At 69.6% G+C, this 23,508-nt stretch carries 21 protein-coding genes; 15 read left to right on the top strand and 6 right to left on the bottom strand.

Translation table 11 applies throughout. The features are described from left to right. Nucleotides 1-10 precede the first annotated feature (10 nt). Nucleotides 11-481, bottom strand: coding sequence for a hypothetical protein (locus tag WA675_RS10400; protein WP_336083986.1), 471 nt, complete (start codon nucleotides 479-481; stop codon nucleotides 11-13). Nucleotides 482-997: 516 nt separating this feature from the next. Between WA675_RS10400 and WA675_RS10395 the strand changes: the two genes are divergently transcribed. From WA675_RS10395 to WA675_RS10380, 4 genes are all read left to right on the top strand, one after another. Further along, nucleotides 998-1,621, top strand: coding sequence for a riboflavin synthase (locus WA675_RS10395; RefSeq protein ID WP_336083985.1), 624 nt, complete (start codon nucleotides 998-1,000; stop codon nucleotides 1,619-1,621). A 207-nt stretch (nucleotides 1,622-1,828) separates the two neighbouring features. Then, complete coding sequence (locus WA675_RS10390) at nucleotides 1,829-3,073, top strand: bifunctional 3,4-dihydroxy-2-butanone-4-phosphate synthase/GTP cyclohydrolase II (RefSeq protein ID WP_336083983.1); 1,245 nt, start codon at nucleotides 1,829-1,831, stop codon at nucleotides 3,071-3,073. Between the two features lie 31 nt (nucleotides 3,074-3,104). Then, nucleotides 3,105-3,581, top strand: coding sequence for a 6,7-dimethyl-8-ribityllumazine synthase (gene ribH / locus WA675_RS10385; RefSeq protein ID WP_278264265.1), 477 nt, complete (start codon nucleotides 3,105-3,107; stop codon nucleotides 3,579-3,581). A gap of 2 nt (nucleotides 3,582-3,583) precedes the next feature. After that, nucleotides 3,584-4,075: a PH domain-containing protein gene (locus tag WA675_RS10380; RefSeq protein WP_336084184.1), complete on the top strand. Its 492-nt coding sequence runs from the start codon at nucleotides 3,584-3,586 to the stop codon at nucleotides 4,073-4,075. A 3-nt stretch (nucleotides 4,076-4,078) separates the two neighbouring features. Here the strand turns inward: WA675_RS10380 and WA675_RS10375 are convergent, their stop codons facing one another. After that, entirely contained in the window at nucleotides 4,079-5,974 is a 1,896-nt protein-coding gene (locus WA675_RS10375) for a gamma-glutamyltransferase family protein (protein ID WP_336083981.1), read from the bottom strand. A gap of 112 nt (nucleotides 5,975-6,086) precedes the next feature. Here WA675_RS10375 and WA675_RS10370 point away from each other — a divergent pair, with 112 nt between their 5' ends. Then, entirely contained in the window at nucleotides 6,087-6,779 is a 693-nt protein-coding gene (locus WA675_RS10370) for an HAD family hydrolase (RefSeq protein WP_336083979.1), read from the top strand. 41 nt (nucleotides 6,780-6,820) lie between these two features. Here the strand turns inward: WA675_RS10370 and WA675_RS10365 are convergent, their stop codons facing one another. Further along, nucleotides 6,821-7,231: a hypothetical protein gene (locus WA675_RS10365; RefSeq protein ID WP_336083977.1), complete on the bottom strand. Its 411-nt coding sequence runs from the start codon at nucleotides 7,229-7,231 to the stop codon at nucleotides 6,821-6,823. Nucleotides 7,232-7,352: 121 nt separating this feature from the next. On the opposite strand from WA675_RS10365, the gene uvrC reads away from it, so the two are divergent. From uvrC to tpiA, 7 genes are all read left to right on the top strand, one after another. Then, nucleotides 7,353-9,344: an excinuclease ABC subunit UvrC gene (gene uvrC, locus WA675_RS10360; protein WP_336083976.1), complete on the top strand. Its 1,992-nt coding sequence runs from the start codon at nucleotides 7,353-7,355 to the stop codon at nucleotides 9,342-9,344. Between the two features lie 119 nt (nucleotides 9,345-9,463). Beyond that, on the top strand, nucleotides 9,464-10,420 hold the full coding sequence (gene rapZ, locus WA675_RS10355; protein WP_336083975.1) for an RNase adapter RapZ: 957 nt from the start codon (nucleotides 9,464-9,466) through the stop codon (nucleotides 10,418-10,420). Beyond that, on the top strand, nucleotides 10,417-11,463 hold the full coding sequence (locus WA675_RS10350) for a gluconeogenesis factor YvcK family protein (protein WP_336083974.1): 1,047 nt from the start codon (nucleotides 10,417-10,419) through the stop codon (nucleotides 11,461-11,463). The genes rapZ and WA675_RS10350 overlap by 4 nt, the downstream gene beginning before the upstream one ends. Then, nucleotides 11,454-12,437, top strand: a complete 984-nt coding sequence (gene whiA, locus WA675_RS10345; RefSeq protein WP_278264272.1) for a DNA-binding protein WhiA — start codon at nucleotides 11,454-11,456, stop codon at nucleotides 12,435-12,437. The genes WA675_RS10350 and whiA overlap by 10 nt, the downstream gene beginning before the upstream one ends. Nucleotides 12,438-12,559: 122 nt before the next feature. After that, entirely contained in the window at nucleotides 12,560-13,576 is a 1,017-nt protein-coding gene (gene gap, locus WA675_RS10340; protein ID WP_336083972.1) for a type I glyceraldehyde-3-phosphate dehydrogenase, read from the top strand. Between the two features lie 4 nt (nucleotides 13,577-13,580). After that, nucleotides 13,581-14,795 (top strand): phosphoglycerate kinase, encoded by a 1,215-nt coding sequence (locus WA675_RS10335; RefSeq protein WP_336083970.1) that lies wholly within the window; start codon nucleotides 13,581-13,583, stop codon nucleotides 14,793-14,795. 3 nt (nucleotides 14,796-14,798) lie between these two features. Beyond that, a complete protein-coding gene (gene tpiA, locus WA675_RS10330) occupies nucleotides 14,799-15,587 on the top strand; it encodes a triose-phosphate isomerase (RefSeq protein WP_336083968.1) in 789 nt (262 codons plus the stop codon). 64 nt (nucleotides 15,588-15,651) lie between these two features. On the opposite strand, the gene WA675_RS10325 is transcribed toward tpiA, so the two are convergent. Then, nucleotides 15,652-16,440, bottom strand: a complete 789-nt coding sequence (locus WA675_RS10325; RefSeq protein WP_336083966.1) for an META domain-containing protein — start codon at nucleotides 16,438-16,440, stop codon at nucleotides 15,652-15,654. A 226-nt stretch (nucleotides 16,441-16,666) separates the two neighbouring features. Here WA675_RS10325 and WA675_RS10320 point away from each other — a divergent pair, with 226 nt between their 5' ends. Together WA675_RS10320 and secG are read left to right on the top strand one after the other, a co-directional pair. Further along, nucleotides 16,667-18,262, top strand: coding sequence for an MFS transporter (locus WA675_RS10320; RefSeq protein ID WP_336083964.1), 1,596 nt, complete (start codon nucleotides 16,667-16,669; stop codon nucleotides 18,260-18,262). A gap of 34 nt (nucleotides 18,263-18,296) precedes the next feature. Next, nucleotides 18,297-18,530, top strand: a complete 234-nt coding sequence (gene secG / locus WA675_RS10315) for a preprotein translocase subunit SecG (RefSeq protein ID WP_278264278.1) — start codon at nucleotides 18,297-18,299, stop codon at nucleotides 18,528-18,530. 201 nt (nucleotides 18,531-18,731) lie between these two features. Here secG and WA675_RS10310 read toward each other — a convergent pair whose 3' ends face one another. Beyond that, nucleotides 18,732-20,915, bottom strand: coding sequence for a transketolase C-terminal domain-containing protein (locus WA675_RS10310; RefSeq protein ID WP_442945598.1), 2,184 nt, complete (start codon nucleotides 20,913-20,915; stop codon nucleotides 18,732-18,734). Nucleotides 20,916-20,996: 81 nt separating this feature from the next. Further along, complete coding sequence (locus WA675_RS10305; RefSeq protein ID WP_336083962.1) at nucleotides 20,997-22,139, bottom strand: Fic family protein; 1,143 nt, start codon at nucleotides 22,137-22,139, stop codon at nucleotides 20,997-20,999. 618 nt (nucleotides 22,140-22,757) lie between these two features. On the opposite strand from WA675_RS10305, the gene WA675_RS10300 reads away from it, so the two are divergent. Further along, entirely contained in the window at nucleotides 22,758-23,204 is a 447-nt protein-coding gene (locus tag WA675_RS10300) for a hypothetical protein (RefSeq protein ID WP_336083961.1), read from the top strand. The last annotated feature ends 304 nt before the right edge of the window (nucleotides 23,205-23,508 follow it).

Raw genomic sequence — 23,508 nt, 5'->3', positions numbered from 1 at the left:
GCGAATTCGCTTACGGCGTGCGGGTTCTGGGCGTGCCCAGGGCCCGCGCGGCCTCGATCACCGCGTCCAGCGGCGGTCGCCGGTCCTCGGCCTCGGGTATACGGACCCAGGTGCGGTAGCCGGTGCGTTCGTCGTCGGGGGAGGGCAGCACGATCCGGCTGCCGTGGCAGGCGACGGTGGCGTAGAGCCGGAACAGCTCGGCTGATTCGGTGGGGTCCAGGTCCTCGGGGTGGCACGGTCCGGTCAGGAAGGTCCAGCGGCGGGCTCGCGGGTGCGCGACGACCGGTCCGGCGATGCCCGCGGCGTGCAGCCGGGCCTGCACCCGCTCGCCCAGCTCGCCGGGCATGGTGACCGCGCCGTGGTGCGCGCCGATGGCCAGCAGAATGCGCCGGGAATCGGGATCGATGGTCGCCGGAAGGTGGAGTTCGCGCCGGTATCGGACGCACCGGGTTTCCAGCGTGGAATCGATGGTCGTGCTCACGCGGCACCCCCGCTGTTTTCGGAACTGGTGTGACCCACAGTGTTGTCCGACTTCCTGAAGTGGTGATCTGTCCCTGGGGTGAACATGCCGCCGACCAGCGGAGACACGCAAGTTGAACAGCCGGGGTCGGTGACATAACAATATTGCTTCAATGCCTCTATGGGCGCAAGCATTCGAATCACCGTGTTTCCGGATGATGATCGATGGGTATTTCCAGAATAGAGTCGCCGGATGAATTTCCGGACCGGTTCGCGGAAAACTGGAGACAACAAATACCGCCGAATCCATTAACGGCGGTATTCAGTCGTGTCGTGATGCTTTCGCCGCCGATTCGATGCGTCCGCGTTCGCTTCCGGTGACCGTGACGTGCGCGCGGTCGGATTCGGCCCGGACCGCTGCCGGGTCTCACCCGCCCCGCCACTAGGCTGTGCGACGCACGGGTACCGCCGGGAATAGCGGTCGCCCGGCTGCTGTTGGGCCCGATGGGTACGAACCACGCGACACAGGGAGTCAGGCATGTTCACAGGCATCGTCGAAGAGCTGGGCGAGATCGTGGCCACCGAGCAGCTGGCCGACGCCGCCCGCTTGACGATCCGCGGCAAGCTGGTGACTTCCGATGCCGGACACGGCGATTCGATCGCCGTCAACGGCGTCTGCCTCACCGTGGTCGACGTGATCGACGGCGACAGCTTCACCGTCGACGTGATGGCCGAGACGCTGAACCGGTCGAGCATCGGCGCGCTGACCGCGGGCTCCCGGGTCAACCTCGAGCGCGCCGCCGCCCTGAACAGCCGCCTCGGCGGCCACCTCGTGCAGGGCCACGTCGACGGCACCGGCACCGTGCTCTCGCGCACCCCGTCGGAGAACTGGGAGGTCGTGCGGATCTCGCTGCCCGACGCCATCGCCCGCTATGTGGTGGAGAAGGGCTCGATCACCGTCGACGGTGTCTCCCTCACCGTCTCCGGCCTCGGCCGCGCCGACGAGCCCGCCGCCGACGGCAACCGTGACTGGTTCGAGGTCTCGCTCATCCCGACCACCCTCGCGCTGACCGTGCTGGGCACCGCCCCGGTCGGCACCACCGTGAATCTCGAGGTCGACGTGATCGCGAAGTACGTCGAACGGCTCGCCCAGCGAGGGTGACCCAACAGACGGCAACCGGTCCTCGGAACCGAGGACCCGGAGTCGTACTGTAGAAGTCGATACCATCCCCCGGGAGTTTCTCGGCCGCCTCGATTCTGGACTGACCAGCGGGTGCGACGAAGGAGTGCCCGCCGGGAGGGAAGAATCGAGGCCCCCAGGGCCGAGAAACCCGCGGCCCCGGCCGCCAAGAATACGGAGTACGCAGACGTGACCAGGTTGGACAGCATCGAGCGCGCGGTCGCCGATATCGCGGCCGGCAAGGCTGTTGTCGTCGTCGACGACGAGGACCGGGAAAACGAAGGCGATCTCATCTTCGCGGCCGAGAAGGCCACCCCGGAGCTGGTCGCGTTCATGATCCGCTACACCTCGGGCTACATCTGTGTGCCGCTCACCGGCGACGACTGCGACCGTCTCGGCCTGCCGCCCGCGTACGCGATGAACCAGGACAAGCACGGCACCGCCTACACCGTCTCGGTGGACGCGCGCGAGGGCATCACCACCGGCATCTCCGGCGCCGACCGCGCCGTCACCATGCGCCTGCTGGCCAGCGCCGAGGCCAAGGCCGACGAGTTCACCCGCCCCGGCCACGTGGTGCCGCTGCGCGCCAAGGACGGCGGCGTGCTGCGCAGGCCCGGGCACACCGAGGCGGCCGTGGACCTGGCCAGGATGGCCGGGCTGCGGCCCGCGGGCGTGATCTGCGAGATCGTCAGCCAGAAGGACGACGGGCACATGGCCCGCACCGACGAGCTGCGCGTCTTCGCCGACGAGCACGACCTGGCGATGATCTCGATCGCCGACATGATCGCCTGGCGCCGCAAGCACGAGAAGCACGTCACCCGGGTGGCCGAGGCGCGCATCCCCACCGCGCACGGCGACTTCAAGGCCGTCGGCTACCAGAGCGTCTTCGAGGAGGCCGAGCACGTCGCGCTGGTGCGCGGGGACATCGGCGACGGCGAGGACGTGCTGGTCCGCGTGCACTCCGAGTGCCTGACCGGCGACGTGTTCGGCTCGCTGCGCTGCGACTGCGGCCCGCAGCTCGACGCCGCGCTGGAGATGGTGGACCGGGAGGGCCGGGGTGTGGTGCTGTACATGCGCGGTCATGAGGGCCGTGGCATCGGCCTGATGCACAAGCTGCAGGCCTACCAGCTGCAGGACACCGGCCGCGACACCGTCGACGCCAATCTCGATCTCGGCCTGCCCGCCGACGCCCGCGACTACGGCACCGGCGCGCAGATCCTGGTGGACCTGGGCATCCGGTCGATGCGCCTGCTCACCAACAACCCGGCCAAGCGCGTCGGCCTGGACGGCTACGGGCTGCGGATCACCGAGCGGGTGCCGATGCCGCTGCGGGCCAATGCCGAGAACCTGCACTACCTGCGCACCAAGCGGGACCGGATGGGCCACGACCTGGTCGGGCTGGACGATCTCGATCTCGGCGAAACCGCGCAGTGATCTCTCCCGACTTCTCCGAAAGGCAGCAACGATGAGCGGCACCGGTGTCCCGTCCTTCGCGCTGGCGCAGGCCAAAGACGTCAAACTCGGCATTGTCGCCTCGCGCTGGCACACCGAGATCTGCGACACCCTGGTCGCCAACGCCGAGCGGGTGGCGAAGGAGGCGGGCGTCGAGCAGGTGACCGTGGTGCGCTGCGCCGGGGCCATGGAGCTGCCGGTGGTGGCCCAGGAGCTGGCCCGCACGCACGACGCCGTCGTCGCGCTCGGTGTCGTGATCCGTGGCGGCACACCGCATTTCGAGTATGTCTGTGACGCGGTGACCGCCGGTCTGACCCGGGTGTCGCTCGACGCGGCCACCCCGGTCACCAATGGCGTGCTCACCACCAACGACGAGCAGCAGGCGCGCGACCGGGCCGGGCTGCCGGGGTCTTCGGAGGACAAGGGCGAGCAGGCCTGCGCCGCCGCCCTGGACGCCGCGCTGACCCTGCGCGCGCTGCGATCGGCGTGACCGTGCCGGTGGTGCGGACCTGGCGCCGGGGTGCGGGCGCACCGGAACCCGGGCCGGACTGGGAGTTCGAGGTGCGGCCCCGCCGGGCCGTCCGGACCGCCGTGGTCGTCGCGATCGTCATCGTGGTGGCCTTCACCGCCGGTGGCCTGCTGCTGCGCACCGGCTCGACCGGCGTGAACTTCCGGGTCGCCGACCAGGTCGCGATGATCCTGATCGGCGTGCTCGGTGCCGGTGCGGTGCTGCTGCTCACCCGGCCGCGGGTGCGCGCGGGCGCGCGCGGGGTGTCGGTGCGCAATATCCTCGGCGATCACGAGTACCCGTGGGCCTATGTGCGCGGCGCGTCCTTCCCGGATCGCAAGTCCTGGGCCCGGCTCGAGCTGGCCGACGACGACTACGTGCCCATGCTGGCCATCCGCTCCAACGACAAGGCGCACGCCGCCGACGCCATCGAGCGCCTGCGTGCCCTGGGCGCGCACTACACCGCCCAGGACTGACCACTAGCGGATGTCGCCGAGCACCGCGCCCTCCCGGCGCGGATCGGCGCCGCCGACCCAGCCGTCGGTACCGTCGCGCTGCACCGCGCTCAGGCCGCTGGACTGCGGTGCCACCGATACCTCGTGGCCCATCGCCCGCAACTGCTGGACCAGGGCGTCGTGGTCGCCGTTGTCGGTGGCGTCGATGGCCGGATGCTCGCCGCCGATCCCGGTGACCGGGGTGTTGCCCGCGCCGAAAGACACCCCCGAGACCGCCTGCTGCGGATCGAGGCCCCAGTCGAGAATGTTGACCAGCGTCTTCACCACGAACTGGATGATCACCGCGCCGCCGGGGGAGCCGGTCACCAGGGCGAGCTCACCGCGATTGCCCTGCTCGTCGCGGTCGAACACCAGGGTGGGTGCCATCGAACTGCGCGGCCGCTTGCCGGGCTGCAGGCGGTTGGCGACCGGGGTGCCGTCGGGGTCGAGCGGGTCGGCCGCGAAATCGGTGAGCTGATTGTTGAGCAGGAACCCGTCGACGAAGTGGAACGAGCCGAATGCCGATTCGACGGTGGTGGTCATGGCGGCGGCATTGCCATACTTGTCGACCACCGAGATGTGGCTGGTGCCGTGCTCGGGCGGCTGGGGGCCATTGCCCAGCGGCACCGGACCGAGATCGCCCGGCTGCGCGGTGCCCATGCTGTGCTGCGGGTCGATCAGCGTCGAGCGCTGCTTCAGGTACTGCGGGTGCACCAGCGACAGCACCGAATTGCCCGGCAGCGGAACGAAATCCGGGTCGGCGACGTACTTGTTGCGGTCGGCGTAGGCCAGCCGCTCGGCTTCGGAGATGAGGTGCACGGCGCGCGCGTCGGGCACGCCGCCGTCGGCATCGGGGTCGGCGGGACGCAGGGCGGCCAGGTCGAAATTGGCCAGGATGCCCAGGGTCGCCGCCACCGTGCTGCCGCCCGAGGACGGCGCGGGCATCCCGCACAGCTCGTAGGCGCGGTAGCCGGTACACAGCGCGGTGCGCTTCTTGACCTCGTAGTTCGCCAGGTCGGCGGTGGTGAGCAGGCTCGGCGTGCGCCCGCCCGCCGTGCTGCCCGCCGCGGCGACGATGTCCTCGGCGACGGCCCCACCGTAGAAGGCCTTGGCGCCGTCGGTCGCCACCGCGCCCAGTGTCTTGGCCAGCGCGGGATTGGTGAGCACGGTGCCCGCGGCCTTGGGGGAGCCGTCGGCTTCGAGGAAGTAGCCGCGCGCGCCCGCGTCGACGGCGAGGTCCTGCGCCGATTCGGCGATCTGGCCCGCCAGCCGGGGGCTGATCTCGAAACCGTTGTCGGCCAGCTCGATCGCCGGGTCGAACAGTTCCCGCCACGCGGTCAGGCCGTGTTCGCGATGGGCCAGTTCGAGCATCTTCAGCACGCCGGGCACACCGATCGAACGGCCGCTGGCCCGGGTGTTCGGCGCCGGTTCGGTGCGGTCGGTGTCGCTGACCCAGCGCAGGTAGTTCTCGGTGGCCGCGGCGGGCGCGGTCTCGCGCCCGTCGTAGGCCTCGACCATGCGTGACTTGGCGTCGTAGTAGACCAGGAACGCGCCGCCGCCCAGGCCGGAGGCCTGCGGTTCCACCAGCCCGAGCATCGCCTGCGCCGTGACCAGCGCGTCGGTCGCCGTGCCACCGGCCCGCAGCACCCGGCAGGCGGCCTCGGTGGCCAGCGGATTGGCGGTGGACACCGCGTAGGTACTGGTGCGCACAGCGGTCATGCCGGTGCGGTAGCCGGAGGCGATCTCGGGGTTGAGGCTGAGGTTCTGCGAGGTCGGCGCGCCGTCGGTCGCGGGGGCGGCGGTGACCGGGGTGCCGTTCGGGGTGCTCGTGCACTCGGGCGCCGCGGTGTCGTCGGACGCGCAGCCCGTGAGCAGACCCATCGTGAGGACTCCGGCCGCCGCGGCCCCGATCCACGTCTGTCGCCTTGGCGTCATCCTGGCAGCGTAACGCTTTCCGGGCCGGGACCGGCCGCGTTCTCGCTACCCTGGCGACATGGCAGTGGACGCGGTGCTGTTCGATTTCTCCGGCACGGTCTTCCGGTTGGAGGACGACCGGACCTGGGCCGACGAGCTCGTCGGCGACGACGGCACCCCGTTCGACGTGGCCGCGAAAGCCGAAGTGCTGCGGCGGATGACGGCCCCGGTCGAGCAGTTCATGACCTTCGACGCCGCCGGTCAGCACGCCTGGGACCATCGCGATCTCGACCCGGCCCTGCACCGCCACGCCTACCTCGAGGTGCTGCGCGGGTCGGGCGTGCCCGAGACCCAGGCCGCCCGCCTCTACGAGCGGCTCATCGATCCGCTGGCCTGGACGCCGTACCCCGACACCGGCGCCGCGCTGGAAGCGCTGTCGGCCCAGGGCATTCCGGTGGGCATCGTCAGCAATATCGCCTTCGACATCCGCCCCGCCTTCACCCGGCACGGCTGGGACACGCTGATCGGCGCTATGACGCTGTCCTACGAGATCGGCGCCATCAAACCCAGCGCCCGCGTCTTCCGTGACGCCATCGACCGGCTCGGGGCCGATCCGGCCCGCGTGCTCATGGTCGGGGACAGCGCCGAGGCCGACGGCGGCGCCACCGCGCTGGGCGCGCGCTTCGCCCTGGTCGACCCGCTACCGACCACCGAGCGCCCACGTGCTCTCCTCGACGCGCTGGCCGCGCACGGCATCGACACGACCGGCTGAGCGCGCCGCACGCGGGCGCCGTCACCCGAGCCGGGTGGAGGTCAGCGTTGCCGGGTGAACCAGGTGCGTGCCGAGGGCCGCAGCAGCAGCACGGCGATCGCGCCGTTGGCGACGATCCCGACCGCGCCCGGCGGCAGCCCGGTGAGGATGCCGGTGCACGAGACCAGACCGCCGAGCGCGGCGACACCCACCGCGGCCTGCCGGATCCGGTCGCCACCGCGCCCGAACAGCAGGATCAGCGGGACCAGCGCGAAGGTCGGCAGGTAACCGGCGAGCAGTGGAACGAGCGAGCCGTCGTTGCCCAGGGCCAGCGTGATCGCGATCAGCACCACGCCGACGGCGGCGGAGACGGCGGCGATGAGCCGGGCGCCGCGTACGGTGCCGGGCGGCAGCCACGGCGGTGGGGCGTCGTCGAGGTCGGCCTCGTGGGGCGGTACTACCGGGGAGGTCATCGGACATCCTTTCCGTGCGGGTCCGGAGCGCGCCCCGGATCGGAATCCGGACATTGACGGTACACGGGCCCGTCCGCTCGGCTCGATGGGTTCTGTCGGACGGGGTCGATAGGCTTGACGAGTGGCAGATCCCGCGACGTACCGGCCGGCGCCGGGCACCATTCCCGTCGAACCCGGTGTGTACAAGTTCCGGGACGCGCACGGGCGGGTCATCTACGTCGGCAAGGCCAAGAGCCTGCGCAGCCGGTTGAACTCCTATTTCGCCGATGTGCTGTCCCTGCACCCGCGCACCAAGCAGATGGTGACCACCGCCGCCAGCGTGGAGTGGACGGTGGTGTCCACCGAGGTCGAGGCGCTCCAGCTCGAATACAACTGGATCAAGGAATTCGATCCGCGCTTCAACGTCCGCTACCGCGACGACAAGACCTACCCGGTGCTGGCGGTGACGCTGAACGAGGAGTACCCGCGGCTGTTCGTCTACCGCGGCGCCCGCAAGAAGGGCGTGCGCTACTTCGGCCCCTACGCCCACGCCTGGGCCATCCGCGAGACCCTCGACCTGCTGCTGCGGGTGTTCCCCGCGCGCACCTGCTCCAACGGAGTCTTCAAGCGGCACAGCCAGATCGGGCGCCCCTGCCTGCTGGGCTACATCGACAAGTGCTCGGCGCCGTGCGTCGGCCGGGTCGACGCCGCCGAACACCGGCAGATCGTCGACGACTTCTGCGACTTCCTCTCCGGCAAGACCGACAGGATGGTGCGCGCGCTGGAACGGCGCATGCACGAGGCCGCCGACGACCTGGACTTCGAGACCGCCGCGCGCTTGCGCGACGACGTCCAGGCCCTGCGCCGGGCACTGGAGAAGCAGGCCGTCGTCCTCGGCACCGGCACCGACGCCGACGTGATCGCCTTCGCCACCGACGAGCTCGAGGCCGCGGTGCAGATCTTCCACGTCCGCGACGGCCGGGTGCGTGGCCAGCGCGGCTGGGTGGTCGACAAGTCCGGCGACGCGCTCGACGTCGCCGAATCCGGCACCGAGCTGGCCGCGCTGGTCGAACAGTTCCTCACCCAGTTCTACGGCGAACAGGCCGCCCTGGCCGAGCAGAACACCGAGGGCGACGCCGCGGTGGTGGTCCCGCGCGAGGTGCTCGTCCCGGAACTGCCCGCCGACGCCGCCGAGATCCAGGACTGGCTGAGCAGGCTGCGCGGCGCCGCGGTCTCGCTGCGGGTGCCCCAGCGCGGCGACAAGAAGGCCCTCGCCGAGACCGTCCAGCGCAACGCGGGCGAGGCGCTGGCCCAGCACAAGCTCAAGCGCGCCGGTGATCTCACCTCCAGATCGCAAGCGCTGCAGGACATCCAGGACGCGCTCGAACTCGACAGCGCGCCGCTGCGGATCGAATGCGTCGACATCAGCCACGTCCAGGGCACCGATGTGGTCGCCTCGCTGGTCGTCTTCGAGGACGGGCTGGCCCGCAAGTCCGACTACCGCCACTACGCCATCAAGGAGGCCGCGGGCGACGGCCGCTCCGACGACGTGGGCAGCATCGCCGAGGTCACCCGCCGCCGCTTCGCCAGGCTGGCCCGCGACAGGCAGCAGCCCGTCGACATCGAACCCGACGAGACCGACGAGCCCGCCTCGCGTCCTGGCATCGACCCGACCACCGGCAGGCCGCGCCGCTTCGCCTACCCGCCCAATCTCTACGTCGTCGACGGCGGCGCGCCCCAGGTCGCCGCGGCCGCCGAGGTGCTCGACGACCTCGGCATCACCGATGTCGCGGTGATCGGCCTGGCCAAGCGCCTGGAGGAGGTGTGGGTGCCCGGCGAAGCCGACCCGGTGATCATGCCGCGCAATAGCGAGGCCCTCTACCTGCTGCAACGCGTGCGCGACGAGGCGCACCGCTTCGCCATCACCTTCCACCGCAGCAAACGCTCGCGCCGGATGACGGCGTCGGCGCTGGACTCGGTGCGCGGGCTCGGCGAGGCAAGGCGCACCGCGCTGGTCACCCACTTCGGCTCGGTCGCCCGGATAAAGGACGCGACTGTCGAAGAGATCACATCGGTGCCCGGAATCGGGGTCTCCACCGCGAAAGCGGTGCTCGAAGCGCTCAATTCCCCGTAGCCGGGCCGGGCGCATCACCGTCACGCAATATTGCGAGTGCCGTACGTTGTGTGTCTGCGCCCGATACCCGAACCGGTGCGGGATGATCGAAAGGCACCCAGAAACGGATCCGGTAGGACATGACACGCGTCGAATCGAACAACAACTCGGGGGCGGCACCGGGACAGGCCGGGCCGGTCACCGACACACAGCAACCAGTAGAAGTGGTCATCGTGACCGGTTTGTCCGGCGCGGGCCGCGGCACCGCCGCGCGGGTATTGGAGGATCTCGGCTGGTACGTGACCGACAACCTGCCCCCCGAACTGATCGGGAGGATGATCGAGCTCGGCGCCGCGGCCGAGCCGCCGATCCGGCGGCTGGCGCTGGTGATGGACGTGCGCAGCCGGTTCTTCACCGGTGAGCTGTCCGGGGTCACCGAACAGCTACGTTCGGCGGGCATCCGCACTCGCGTGCTGTTCCTCGAGGCCTCCGACGACGTGCTGATCCGGCGTTTCGGTTTCGCCCGGCGCAGGCACCCGCTGCAGAGCGACAGCCCCGACGGCACGCTCTCGGCCGGGATCACCGCCGAACGGGTCCGGCTCGCGTCGGTCAAGGCCGCCGCCGACCTGGTCATCGACACCACCGAGCTGTCGATCCACCAGCTGCACCGCAAGCTGGAGGAGGCCTACGGGGCTGGCGCGCCAGCGGCACTGCAACTGACCGTGCAATCGTTCGGCTTCAAGTACGGTGTTCCCCTCGACGCCGACATGGTGCTGGACGTGCGATTCCTGCCCAATCCGCATTGGATTCCCGAACTGCGGGAACACACCGGACAGGAATCGGTGGTCAGCGACTACGTGTTGTCGAGGCCGGGTGCGCAGGACTACCTGCAGACCGGCAAGCACCTGGTCGACCTGACCACGACGGGATACCGCCAAGAGGGGAAGCGATACATGACGGTGGCAGTGGGCTGCACCGGCGGTAAACATCGCAGCGTCGCGATCGCCGAGGCGCTCGGTGAGCGCATCGGGGCCGACACCGCGCACACGGCGGTCGACGTCGTGCGCGTGGTACATCGGGATCTGGGGCGCGAATGAGTGGAGACGACACCGACCCAGCCGTCGTCGCGCTGGGCGGCGGACACGGGCTGTACGCGACCCTGACGGCGGTGCGCAGGCTGACCAGGCGGATCACCGCCGTGGTCACCGTCGCCGACGACGGCGGGTCGTCGGGCCGGCTGCGCGGCGAACTCGGCATGCTCCCGCCCGGTGACCTGCGGATGGCGCTGGCCGCGCTGTCCGAGGACGCCGAGGACGTGTGGACCACCACGGTGCAGCACCGCTTCGGCGGCACCGGCGCGCTGGCCGGGCACTCGGTGGGCAATCTGATCCTGGCCGGGCTGACCGATGTCCTCGGCGACCCGATCGCCGCGCTGGACGCGGTGGGCGCGCTGCTGCGGATCACCGGCCGGGTACTGCCGATGTCGCCGATTCCGCTCGACATCGAGGCCGAAGTGTCCGGGCTGGAATCGGATCCGCGGATCGGCCGGTGCGTGCGCGGTCAGGTTGCGGTCGCCACCACGCCGGGTAAGGTCCGGCGGGTGCGGCTGATTCCGTCCGATCCGCCTGCCGCTCGGGAGGCGACCGCGGCCATCGAGCACGCGGATGTCGTTGTGCTGGGCCCCGGTTCGTGGTTCACCAGCGTGATTCCGCATGTCCTGGTGCCCGAGCTGCGCGACACCCTGGTGCGCACCGCGGCGCGCAAGGTACTCGTTCTGAATCTGGCGGCCGAGCCGGGGGAGACCGCCGGCTTTTCCGCCGAGCGTCATCTGCATGTATTGTCCCAGCACGCACCGGATTTCGCGGTCGATGACGTGCTAGTCGACTCGGCGTCGGTGCCCGAGGGACGGCAGCGGGAACATGTGGCAAGAGCCGCCGAACAGTTGCGTGCACGGGTAACGTTCTGCGATGTCGCCGAGCCGGGAACGGATCGGCATCATCCCGGAAAACTTGCCGCCGCACTGGATCAGGTGATCCGGTCGCCGCGGCCGCAACTGGCAGGGCTTCGAGTCGAGGGACGGCACACGGGATCGGATGTGCGTTCCGGGTCGGTGGGAAAGGAGCGCGTCTCGTGGCGATGACAGCCGAGGTGAAGGACGAGCTGAGCAGGCTCGTGGTGTCGCAGGTCAGCTCGCGCAAGGCGGAATTGTCGGCATTGCTGCGGTTCGCGGGCGGTCTGCACATCGTGGGGGGCCGGGTGATCGTGGAAGCCGAGGTGGACATGGGGTCGATCGCCCGGCGACTGCGCCGGGAGATCTTCGAGCTCTACGGATACGGCTCCGACGTGCACGTGCTCGGCGCGGGTGGGCTACGCAAGACCTCCCGCTACGTGGTGCGGGTGTCGAAGGAGGGCGAGGCGCTGGCGCGCCAGACCGGGTTGCTCGACGTGCGCGGCAGGCCGGTGCGCGGGCTGCCCGCCCAGGTGGTCGGCGGCAGCATCGGTGACGCCGAGGCAGCCTGGCGCGGCGCGTTTCTGGCGCACGGCTCGCTCACCGAGCCGGGGCGGTCCTCGGCGCTCGAGGTGAGCTGCCCCGGGCCGGAGGCGGCGCTGGCGCTGGTCGGCGCGGCCCGGCGGCTGGGGATCACCGCCAAGGCGCGCGAGGTGCGTGGCACCGACCGGGTCGTGGTGCGTGACGGCGAGGCCATCGGCGCCCTGCTGACCCGGATGGGTGCCCAGGACACCCGCCTGACCTGGGAGGAACGGCGGATGCGCCGCGAGGTGCGGGCCACCGCCAACCGGCTGGCCAACTTCGACGACGCCAATCTGCGCCGGTCGGCCCGCGCGGCGGTGGCCGCGGCGGCCCGGGTGGAGCGGGCGCTGGAGATCCTGGCCGACGACGTGCCGGACCATCTCGCCGCGGCGGGCAAGCTGCGCGTGCAGCACCGGCAGGCCTCGCTCGAGGAACTCGGTCAGCTGGCCGATCCGCCGATGACCAAGGACGCGGTGGCGGGCCGGATCCGGCGGTTGCTGTCGATGGCCGATCGCCGCGCCAAGGACCTCGGCATCCCCGATACCGAGTCGGCGGTCACGGCCGAACTTCTCGACGACGCGTAACAACCGGATTCGCCACTGGCTGTGGCGAATCCGACGTTTGTGCCAGAGCGGTCATGCACGATCGCTCTGGCTACTAGTCTGGGAACAGTCGGAACGAATCCGCTACAGGTGAGGAGCGACAAGTGACTGTCCGGGTAGGTATCAACGGTTTCGGCCGGATCGGCCGGAATTTCTTCCGCGCCGTGGAGGCCCTCAAAACTGTCGGCGCGACCGACATCGAGATCGTCGCGGTCAACGACCTCACCGACATCAACACCCTTGCCACGCTGCTGAAATACGATTCGATCCTGGGCAGGCTACCGCAGCATGTCTCGGTCGACGGCGACACCATCGTGGTGGGCGAGCAGCGGATCAAGGCCCTGGCCATCAAGGAAGGTCCCTCGGCGCTGCCCTGGGCGGATCTGAACGTGGACGTGGTGGTCGAGTCCACCGGCATCTTCACCGCCGCGGAGAAGGCCAAGGGGCATCTGTCCGCGGGTGCCAAGAAGGTCATCATCTCCGCCCCCGCCACCGGCGACGACATCACCATCGTCATGGGCGTCAACGACGACAAGTACGACGGCACCCAGAACATCATCTCCAACGCCTCCTGCACCACCAACTGCCTCGGCCCGATCGCCAAGGTGCTCAACGACGCCTTCGGGATCGAGCAGGGCCTGATGACCACCGTGCACGCCTACACCCAGGACCAGAACCTGCAGGACGCGCCGCACAAGGACCTGCGCCGGGCCCGCGCCGCGGCCCTGAACATCGTGCCCACCGGCACCGGCGCGGCCAAGGCGATCGGCCTGGTACTGCCCGAACTGCAGGGCAAACTCGACGGCTACGCGCTGCGCGTTCCGGTCCCGACCGGTTCGGTCACCGACCTCACCGCTACCCTGTCAAGGCCGGTTACTGTCGAGGAGGTCAACGCCGCGATGCAGGCTGCCGCCGAAGGGCCGATGCGGGGCATCCTCAAGTACAACGAGGACCCCATCGTCTCCAGTGACATCGTCACCGACCCGCACTCGTCCATCTACGACGCGCCGCTGACCAAGGTCATCGGTAACGAAGTCAAGGTGGTGTCGTGGTACGACAACGAGTGGGGATATTCCAACCGTCTGGCCAACCTTGTCGACCTCGTGGGTAAGTCTCTCTGAAAATATGACTGTCAAAACACTCCAAGACCTCCTGTCCGACGGCGTCGAAGGCCGTGGCGTACTCGTGCGCTCCGACCTGAACGTGCCGCTCGACGAGCAGGGGCAGATCACCGATCCGGGCCGCATCATCGCCTCGGTCCCCACCATCCAGGCGCTGGTCGAGGCCGGCGCCAAGGTGGTCGTGATGGCACACCTCGGCCGCCCCAAGGGCGAGCCCGACCCGAAGTTCTCGCTGGCCCCGGTGGCCGCGAAGCTCGCCGAGCTGCTGGGCCGCAATGTCCAGCTCGCTGGTGACGTGGTGGGCTACGACGCGCTCTCGCGCTCGGAGGGCCTCACCGACGGTGACGTCATGCTGCTCGAGAACGTGCGCTTCGACCCGCGCGAGACCAGCAAGGACGAGGGGGAGCGCGCCAAGCTGGCCGCCGCCTTCGTCGAACTGGTCGGCGACGACGGCGCGTTCGTCTCCGACGGCTTCGGTGTGGTGCACCGCAAGCAGGCCTCGGTCTACGACGTCGCCCAGCAGCTCCCGCACTACGCGGGCACGCTGGTCGCCGCCGAGGTCGAGGTGCTGCGCAAGCTCACCGAGGACCCGGCCCGTCCGTACGCGGTGGTGCTCGGCGGCTCCAAGGTCTCCGACAAGCTCGCCGTGATCGAGGCGCTGGCCCCCAAGGTCGACACCCTGGTCATCGGCGGCGGCATGTGCTTCACCTTCCTTGCCGCCCAGGGCCTTTCGGTCGGCACCTCGCTGCTGCAGGAAGAGATGATCGACACCTGCAAGGGTCTGCTCGAGCGCTTCGGCGACGTGCTGCACCTGCCGGTCGACATCGTCGCGGCCGACAAGTTCGCCGCCGACGCCGAGTCGAAGACCGTGCCCGCCACCGAGATCCCCGACGGCTGGATGGGCCTGGACATCGGCCCCGAGTCGGTGGCCCGGTTCTCGGCGCTGCTCACCGAGGCGAAGACGGTGTTCTGGAACGGCCCCATGGGCGTGTTCGAGTTCGAGAAGTTCGCCGCGGGCACCCGTGGCGTCGCCGAGGCCATCGTGACCGCCACCGGTAAGGGCGCGTTCACGGTCGTCGGCGGTGGCGACTCGGCCGCGGCCGTGCGCACCCTCGGCCTGCCCGAGGACGGCTTCTCGCACATCTCCACCGGCGGTGGCGCCTCCCTGGAGTACCTGGAAGGCAAAGAGCTGCCCGGTATCTCGGTGCTGGAGGACTGAGCGATGGCCGCACGCAAACCGCTCATCGCGGGCAACTGGAAGATGAACCTCAACCACCTCGAGGCCATCGCGCTGGTGCAGAAGGTGGCCTTCGCGCTGCCGGACAAGTACTTCGCGAAGGTCGACGTGGCGGTCATCCCGCCGTTCACCGACATCCGCAGCGTGCAGTCGCTGATCGAGGGCGACAAGCTCCTGCTCACCTACGGTGCGCAGGACGTGTCGACCCACGAGTCCGGCGCCTACACCGGTGAGGTCAGCGCGGCCATGCTGGCCAAGCTCGGCTGCACCTTCGTGGTGGTCGGGCACTCGGAGCGGCGGCAGTACCACAGCGAGGACGACGCGACCGTGCTCGCCAAGACCAAGCAGGCGCTGAAGCACGGGATCACCCCGATCGTGTGCATCGGCGAGGGCCTGGGCGTCCGCGAGGCGGGCACGCACGTCGAATACAACCTCGAGCAGCTGCGCGGTTCGCTGAAGGGGCTCTCGGCCGAGGAGATCGCCAAGGTCGTCATCGCCTACGAGCCGGTCTGGGCCATCGGCACCGGCAAGGTGGCCTCGGCGGCCGACGCGCAGGAAGTGTGCGGCGCGATCCGCGGCGAGCTGGAGAAGCTCGCCACGCCCGAGGTCGCCGCGGGCGTGCGGGTGCTCTACGGCGGGTCGGTCAATGCCAAGAACGTCGGCGAGCTGGTCGGCCAGACCGACATCGACGGCGCGCTGGTGGGCGGGGCCTCGCTCAAGGGCGACGAGTTCGCCACCCTGTCGGCGATCGCCGCGGGCGGCCCGCTGCCCTGACCGGGCATCGAACGCCGAAGGGCCGGACACCGCGAATCGGTGTCCGGCCCTTCGTTTTCCGTGCCTACTGGGCGCGCAGCACCAGGCCGTAGCCGTTGTCGTTGCGCAGGGTGAGCTGGTCGGCGTCGATGGTGGCGGTGGTGCGGCCGTCCAGGGCCTGCAGCACGTTCTGCTCGACCTCCATCACATCGGGCGCGCACATCATCCGGGTGGTGGCCACGGCGAAATTCACCGCGTCGCCCGGGCCGACGCCCGCGGTGCCGGTGATGCGGTTGCAGCCCGCCATCCCGGCCACCGTGCCGCCCTCGCCGATGGTGAGATTCGGGCTCACCTCGTCGAGCACGGTCGAACGGATCTGCCCCTCGGGGGTGAGCATGGTGGTGACGATCCAGGTGGTGCCGAGCAGCGGCCGGTCCGGGTCGACGACCTTCTTGTCGGTGAGGTGCACGGTGACCGTCTCGCCGGTGAGGGTGAGCTCGTCGCCGTCGAGGCGCCAGCGCGGACCGGACTCCAGGAAGGTGTTCTGCCAGGAGTCGGCGCGTTCGCGGCCGCCCGCGCAGGCCATCAGGGTGCCCGCCAGCTGGGAGGTGCGCAGGATGTGGTCGCTCAGGTCGACGGTGCCGCTGCTGGTGTTGCAGCCGGAGTTCGCCGAGATGCGCCCGTCGGCGAAGGTGAGCGTCATCGGGCCGCCGCCGGGGATGGTGTCGCCGTCGACCTCGGTCGAGACGTAGGTGTGGCCCATCGGGCTCGCGGTGTCCTCGGTGGTGTCCCCGGAATCGGCGGACGAACACGCGGTGGCCGCGACGGCGGCCAGCACACACAGCGCGGCGAGGCGGAGCGGGATTGCCGACATGGGGTCATCGTACGTGCCGGGATCCGGGCATCGGGGCACGCGATGACGGCGAGGCGGCGTGCCGTGCTCGCCGCCATGATCCCGATCCGTCCGCGCCGGCGCTCGCGTGCCGTCGGCCGGGGCACGGAGATTCGCGCGGTGTGCGGCGAATCCATCGGGTGATGTCACGGCGACGCGGGGCCGTTCGCGGCCGCTCGACGGTGGTCGCCGCGGATATGCTCGGCGGGTGACCAGCGCGCCCGGGAAGCCGATCTCCACGTGGGCGCCGTTGCGTTCGCCGGTGTACCGGGCGCTGTGGATCGCGCAGCTGGTGTCGAATCTGGGCACGTGGATGCAGACGGTCGGCGCCCAGTGGATCCTGGTCGACCAGCCCAACGCGGCCGCGCTGGTGTCGTTCGTGCAGACCGCGCTGGCGTTGCCGGTGATGTTGCTGTCGATCCCGTCCGGGGTGCTGGCCGATCTGGTCGACCGGCGCAGGCTGCTGCTCGGCGCGCAGACCGGCATGGCGCTGGCCTCGCTCACCCTCACCGTCTTCACCGCGACCGGGCACACCACGCCCGCGGTGCTGCTCACGCTGCTGTTCCTGCTCGGCTGCGGGCAGGCGCTCACCGGGCCCGCCTGGCAGGCCATTCAGCCGGAGCTGGTCCCGCGCGAGCAGATCCCGTCGGCCGCGGCGCTGGGCAGCATGAGCGTCAATATCGGCCGGGCGGTCGGGCCCGCGGTGGCCGGGGTGATCGTGGCGGTCGCCGGGCCGACGGTGGTGTTCGCCTTCAATACGCTCTCCTTCGTCGGGATCGTCGCGGTGCTGCTGGTGTCGACCTGGCAGACCCGCCCGCACACCCTGCCCACCGAACGCCCGCTGGCCGCCCTGCAGGCGGGCACCCGTTTCATCCGCGCGGCCCCGGCGATCCGGCGGGTGCTGTTCCGCGCGATCCTGTTCATCGCCCCCGCCAGCGCGGTGTGGTCGCTGCTGCCGGTGATCGCGCACGACCGGCTCGGCCTGGCCTCCGACGGCTACGGCCTGCTGCTCGGCGCGCTCGGGCTCGGCGCGGTCTGCGGGGCGCTGGGTCTGTCCCGGTTGCGGGTGCTGTTCACCCCGACCCAGCGGCTCGCGCTGGCCGCCGTGCTGTTCGGGATGGGCGCGGTCGCCACCGCGCTCGTGCACAGCGTGGTGATCGTGCTGATCCTGCTGGTCGGCGCGGGACTGGCCTGGCTGCTGGCCATGGCGACGCTGAACTCCACCATGCAGCTGCTACTGCCCGCCTGGGTGCGGGCGCGCGGGCTGTCGGTCTACATGCTGGTGTTCATGGGCGGTCAGGCGATCGGCTCGCTGCTGTGGGGTCTGGTCGCCGGTGCCTACGGCGCGGTGACCGCGCTGCTGATCGCGGCGGGCCTGCTGGCCGCCTGCGCGGTGAGCACGGTGTGGTGGCCGATCCGGCACAATGTCGAGGACATCGACCTCTCACCCGCGGCCTTCTGGCCCGAACCGCAGCTGGTGGTCGAACCCGACGCCGCCGACGGCCCGGTGCTGGTCATGCGCGGCTACGACGTGCCGCCCGCCGAGGTGCCCGCGTTCACCGCGGCCATGGCCATGGTCGGGCGGTCCCGGCAGCGCACCGGCGCGATGGAATGGCGGCTCTACCGGGATGTGGGCGTCGTCGACCGCTATGTGGAGGCGTTCGTGGTGCGCTCCTGGGCCGAGCACATGCACCAGCACCAGGTCCGCCTGACCGCCCGCGACCGGGAGATCGAGGAGACCGTCGCGCATTATTCGGCGGGTCCCGACACCGTCTCCCACCTGGTCGCCGTCGAGCCTGGTTAGACCAGTTGGCGGGAGACCACCTAGGATGAACGCCATGTCGCTGTTCCTCGATATCCTCCTTGTGATCACCAGCGTGCTGTTGGTGCTGCTGGTGCTGCTGCACCGCGCCAAGGGCGGCGGCCTGTCCAGCCTCTTCGGTGGCGGCGTGCAGTCGAGCCTGTCGGGCTCCACGGTTGTCGAGAAGAACCTCGACCGCATCACCATCTTCGTCGGCCTGGTCTGGCTCATCGCGATCCTCGGCATCGGCCTGGAGATCAAGTTCGGCTGATCCGGCCGCGTTCTCCCTTCCTTCGCGCCCTACCGGCACCTTTCGGGGTTGCCGGTAGGGTGTCGTCATGCATACCCGGGGGAGTGGTTTCGGACGTCAGGGCGGGGCAGCTACCGTCACCGCGCACGCGCAGCCGGGCGGCCGACCTGGTGGGGTGGGTGATCGCGGGTCTGGTCGCCGTGGGCTGTTTCTCCACCTGATTCAACCGAGCAGGCGCCGGGCCGCGTCCTCGATCGCGTCTTCGCTCAACAGGACGGTGTCGGCGGCCGGACCCAGGGGGACGAAACTGTCCGCACTGGTGACCCTGGCGAGCGCGCCGGAGTATCCGGCGTCGATCAGCGCCGCGAACACCGACTCCGAAACCCCGCCGCTGCGTCGTGTTTCATCGGCGACCAGCACGCGACCTGTCGCTCCGGCCTGTTGGATCAGGTCCTCGACCGGCAGCGGATTCAGCCAGCGCAGATCGACGACGCGTGCGTGAATGCCCTGGGCGGCAAGGTGATCCGCCGCCCGCAGGCTCATCGGCACGCCGTTGCCGAAGGTGACAATGGTCAGATCCGTGCCGTCCCCGTAGACCCGCGCCCTGCCGATCGGCACATGCTCGCCGGTGGGTGCGGTCATCCAGGACTCATCCCCCGGATACAGGTCCCGCGTGTGATACAGCGCAATCGGCTCGATGAACAGGCACACGCGCCCGTCGACCCGGGCTGCCGACACACACGTCCGGAGCAGGGCCGCCGCATCGTCGGCACGGGCGGGCACGGCCACCACCACCCCGGGGATATCACGCAGTGCCGCAAGGGAATCGTCGTTGTGGAAATGCCCGCCGAACCCCTTCTGGTAGGCGAGCCCCGCGATCCGCACCACCATCGGATTGCGGAACTGCCCGTTCGAGAAGAACTGCAGCGTGGCGGCCTCGCCCCGGATCTGATCGGCGGCGTTGTGCACGTAGGCGAGGTACTGGATCTCCGGGATCGGCACGAATCCGGCCAGCGCGGTGCCGAGTGCCGTACCGAGGACGGCTTGCTCGTCCAGCAAGGTGTCGAACACCCGCCTGCTGCCGAACCGCTTCCGCAGCCCCTTCGTGACCCCGTACACCCCACCTTTACGGCCGACGTCCTCGCCGAACACGAGCACATCGCGATCCCGCTCGAGCAGTTCACCGAGTGTGTGGTTGATCGCTTGGGCGAGAGTCATCGGCTCGGGCGCAGGCACGGCCGCTCGTGTCCTCGCGTCGGTGGTATGGCTGGAGCGCACGACGTCGGCCCGGACACCCTCAGGGTGAGCCGGTGCGAGCGGGGCGATCACCGCGGCTGCGGAGTCCAGCCGCGACTCATGGACCACCTCATCAGCGACTTCCCGGACCCGCGCACCGATCCGGTCGTAGCGCGCGAGCAGGCCGGCCGCGTCGTCGATACCTGCCGCGATCAGGTATCGCGCGGTGCCGAGCAGCGGATCGCGAGCGAGATCGGCGGCCATCTCCGCCGGACGACGATAGGAGGCCTCGACATCGGACCCCGCGTGCCCACCGAGCCGAACCGTCCGCAGATGCAGGAACACCGGCACCCGCCACGACCGCACCATCTCCACCGCGTCCTCGGCGGCACCGAGCACATCGGGCAGATGGGTACCGTCGGCCGCCAGATAGGTGAGCCCGGGGCGCGGCCCGTACGCCCGCTCGATCCAGTCCGGCGGAGTCGGCACACTGACCCCCAGCCCGTTGTCCTCACAGACGAACAGAACCGGCATCGGCACACCCTGATGCGAGGCGTGCACGGCAGCATTGATCGCCCCGGCTGCCGTCGAATGATTGGCCGAGGCATCCCCGAAACTGCACACCACCACCGCATCCGACGCCCACCGGCACGAAACCCCCAGCCGCGCAGCCCGATCCAACGCGAACGCCAACCCGACCGCCCGCGGTAGATGCGAAGCGATCGTCGAGGTCTGCGGAATGATCGAGGCACTCGCACTCCCGAACACCTTGTGCCGCCCACCGGAAATCGGATCCGCCGCAGCCGCCACCACACCGAGCAACACATCTCGCACCGGATCCAGCCCGTCGATCTGCCGACACCGCTGCACGAAGAACGCCCCCGACCGATAGTGCAGCAGCGCCGGATCATCCACCCGCAGCGCCGCCGCCACCGCCGCATTCCCCTCATGCCCCGACGACCCGATGCTGTAGAACCCCTGCCGCGTCACCCCCAACCGCCGCGCCACCAGATCCAGATGCCTGCTGGTGACCTGCGAATCGAACAGTTCCAGCCCGAATGCCGCATCGATCGCATCCGCCGCGTCCACCCGCCCCGCCGCGGACATCTCGGCCAGCGCGTCCCGGAACGCCGCATCGAGATCGAGCCCCCCACGCCCTGCCTCGCCCATCGCCCTCACTCCTCGCCTACCGTCGAGTCGTCGTGCCGAGAAACCGATGCTAGTGCTGGTTCCGCGGCTCGCCCCGCAGACTCAACTGCCACCCATGACATCGAGCACTTCCGGCGCCGCGAAGAACCGCTGCCGCCCCCGCGTCACCTCGACCAGAATGTCCGCGGCCACCAACTTCTCGATATTCGCGGTCGCCGCGCGATGGGTGACACCGAGCGCCGCCTTGGCGATATTGATACTGATCACCGGCGACCGGAAAAGCTCGTCCACCAGCACCGGCAGCAGCCCCGACGAGCGCGCCGTGGCGACTCGCGCACGCAGGTCCGAACGCAGTGCGTCCAGTCGCACCGCCCGGGCGAGGCTGTCGCGCGCCTGCTTCTCGATTACCTCGAGGAAGAATTCGAACCACCCGTGCCAATCCCCCTCGGTCGACACCCGCAGCAAGCCTTCGTAATAGCGATTGCGCCGCGGTTCGATGTAGGACGAGAGGTCGAGCAGCGGCGCGGGAAGAAGCCCCCACTCCACGAGCAACAGCACTGCGAGTAGCCGCCCGATCCTGCCATTGCCGTCGATGAACGGATGCAGCGCCTCGAACTGGTAGTGCGCCGCAGCGATCGCCAGCAGCGGTGGCAGTTCCCCGTCCGCGTGCAGATACTTCTCGAACGAATCCAGCCCCGACCACATCTGCTCCGTGGGTGGCGGAACGTACGTGGCAGTCGAGAGCGTGGACCCCGGCGGCCCGATCCAGTTCTGGCTGCGCCGGAACTCGCCCGGCGTGGCATGGTCGCCGCGCACGCCGGTCATCAGGATCCGGTGTGCCTCGCGCAGCAACGGCAGACTCAACGGCAGCCTGCGATCCTTGTCGAGCAGGTGGTCCATGGCGCTCATGTAGTTGAACACCTCCTGCACGTCACCGGCGGGCCGGGCCGGGCGCTCGGCCTCGTACATCGCGACGTCGGACAGCGACGCGACGGTGCCCTCGATCCGGCTCGACAGCACCGCCTCGCGTCGGACCAGCGCCCGCCCGAACAGCTCCGGGCTGGGCAGACTGCGCCCGAGTCCGGCCAGCTCACCGACCGCGCGATCTGCCGTGGACAGCTGCCGGATCAGCGAGGGCGCCAGCGCGACCACCGGGGGCAGCGGCGGCGGTACGAACGCCTGATAACCGCGCTCCGCCCGGACCACATGTGTCCGCTGAGCGGGGGAGAAGTCCTCGAGTTTCATCTGGCGTCACCCCTGAAATCTAGGTAGTGATACTTTTTCCTCGAAAAGTATCACTCGTGGACTGTAGTGATACTTTGCTAGCTATGACAGCTAATAGTGCTACTTATCGAGCAAAAAGTAGCACTATTAGCATTGTGGGGTGGCCTCGCCCTCCGTCGGGAGACGCGAACGGCGTGGGTGGTGATCGCTTCGGACCACCCCGGGGTTGTCATCTCCGAGGCGGGTAGGGTCCGGTAGTCGGGGAAGTTCGGTGGAGGAGGGGACATGACATCAGCGGGGCCAGGAGCTCAGTTCGGTTATCCGCAGCAGCCGGGTCAATACGGAACGCCGCAGCCCGGCCCCTACGGTGCACCCCAGCCGTACCCGCCGCAGCAACCGGGCCATTACGGCGCGCCACCACGACAGCCCGTCCCCTACGGAGCGCCCCAGCCGTATCAACCTGCGCCCTATGGCACCCCGCAGCCGTACTCCCAGCAGCCTTACGGCCAGCCGAACCCCGCCCCCTCCGGCGCACCCGCGCAGCCGAATCACGCTGCCCCGCAGCCCCCTTCACCCGCAGGCCCCGAGGAAGGCCCCGCAGTCCAGGCCTACCGCGCGGCCGTCGCCCAGCACATGGCCATGGGCGGCCTCCAGGTGAGCCAGAACTGGCTGGGCCCCGTCTGGTCCACGATCGGTATCGGGGCAGTCATCAAAAGCTCCCTCAACCCGATCGAGCTGGCCGTCTGCGTCGGCTACGCAGGCGAGATCTCCCCAGCCACCGTCGCTGGCTTCACTCGCCAGGTAGACGAATTCGCCCGCTCCATCCGCCGCCCCAGCGCCTTCGCCGTCAAAGGCGGCGCCTGCGCCGTAGCCGCCCTCATCTCCGAACGAGTCCACCCCGCAGCCATCCCCGCCGTCACCAACAAACCCATGAGCTTCGGCACGGTAGTAGTCCCCGCCGTCATCGACCTCACCGCCCGCCACCTCCTCATCGCCCAGAACACCCCGATGATCGGCCTGGCCATGTGGGGCAGCGTCAAAGGCAAAGCCCGCCTCTACCTCCCCGAGCCCCGAGCGGTCTGCTGAGCGCGGCTGGATTCACATACACACGTTCGCTGAGGTCGGCTTCATCCCGTCCGCTCGGACCATCCCACTCGAACACGCTGTCTCGAAAGCGTTCTGGCACAGCGGAACGAACGAACTCCGCTGCGGCAGATGTTCCTCTCCTGAACCTGATGTCACGAATCTCTGGAACTTCCGTATCGGCGATCCAGAACCGCGGCTGAAGCAGCCACTTTCCGCCGTCGTTGAATTCGGGCTCTCGCCCCGTGAACGGTTCATGCCGCCACCAGTCGCCTATCGATACCATCCGAAGGTATCCGGCGTTGCG

This window comes from Nocardia sp. SSK8 (assembly GCF_037034205.1).
Classification (GTDB): Bacteria; Actinomycetota; Actinomycetes; order Mycobacteriales; family Mycobacteriaceae; genus Nocardia.
This window is presented reverse-complemented; position numbering and strand designations above follow the sequence as displayed.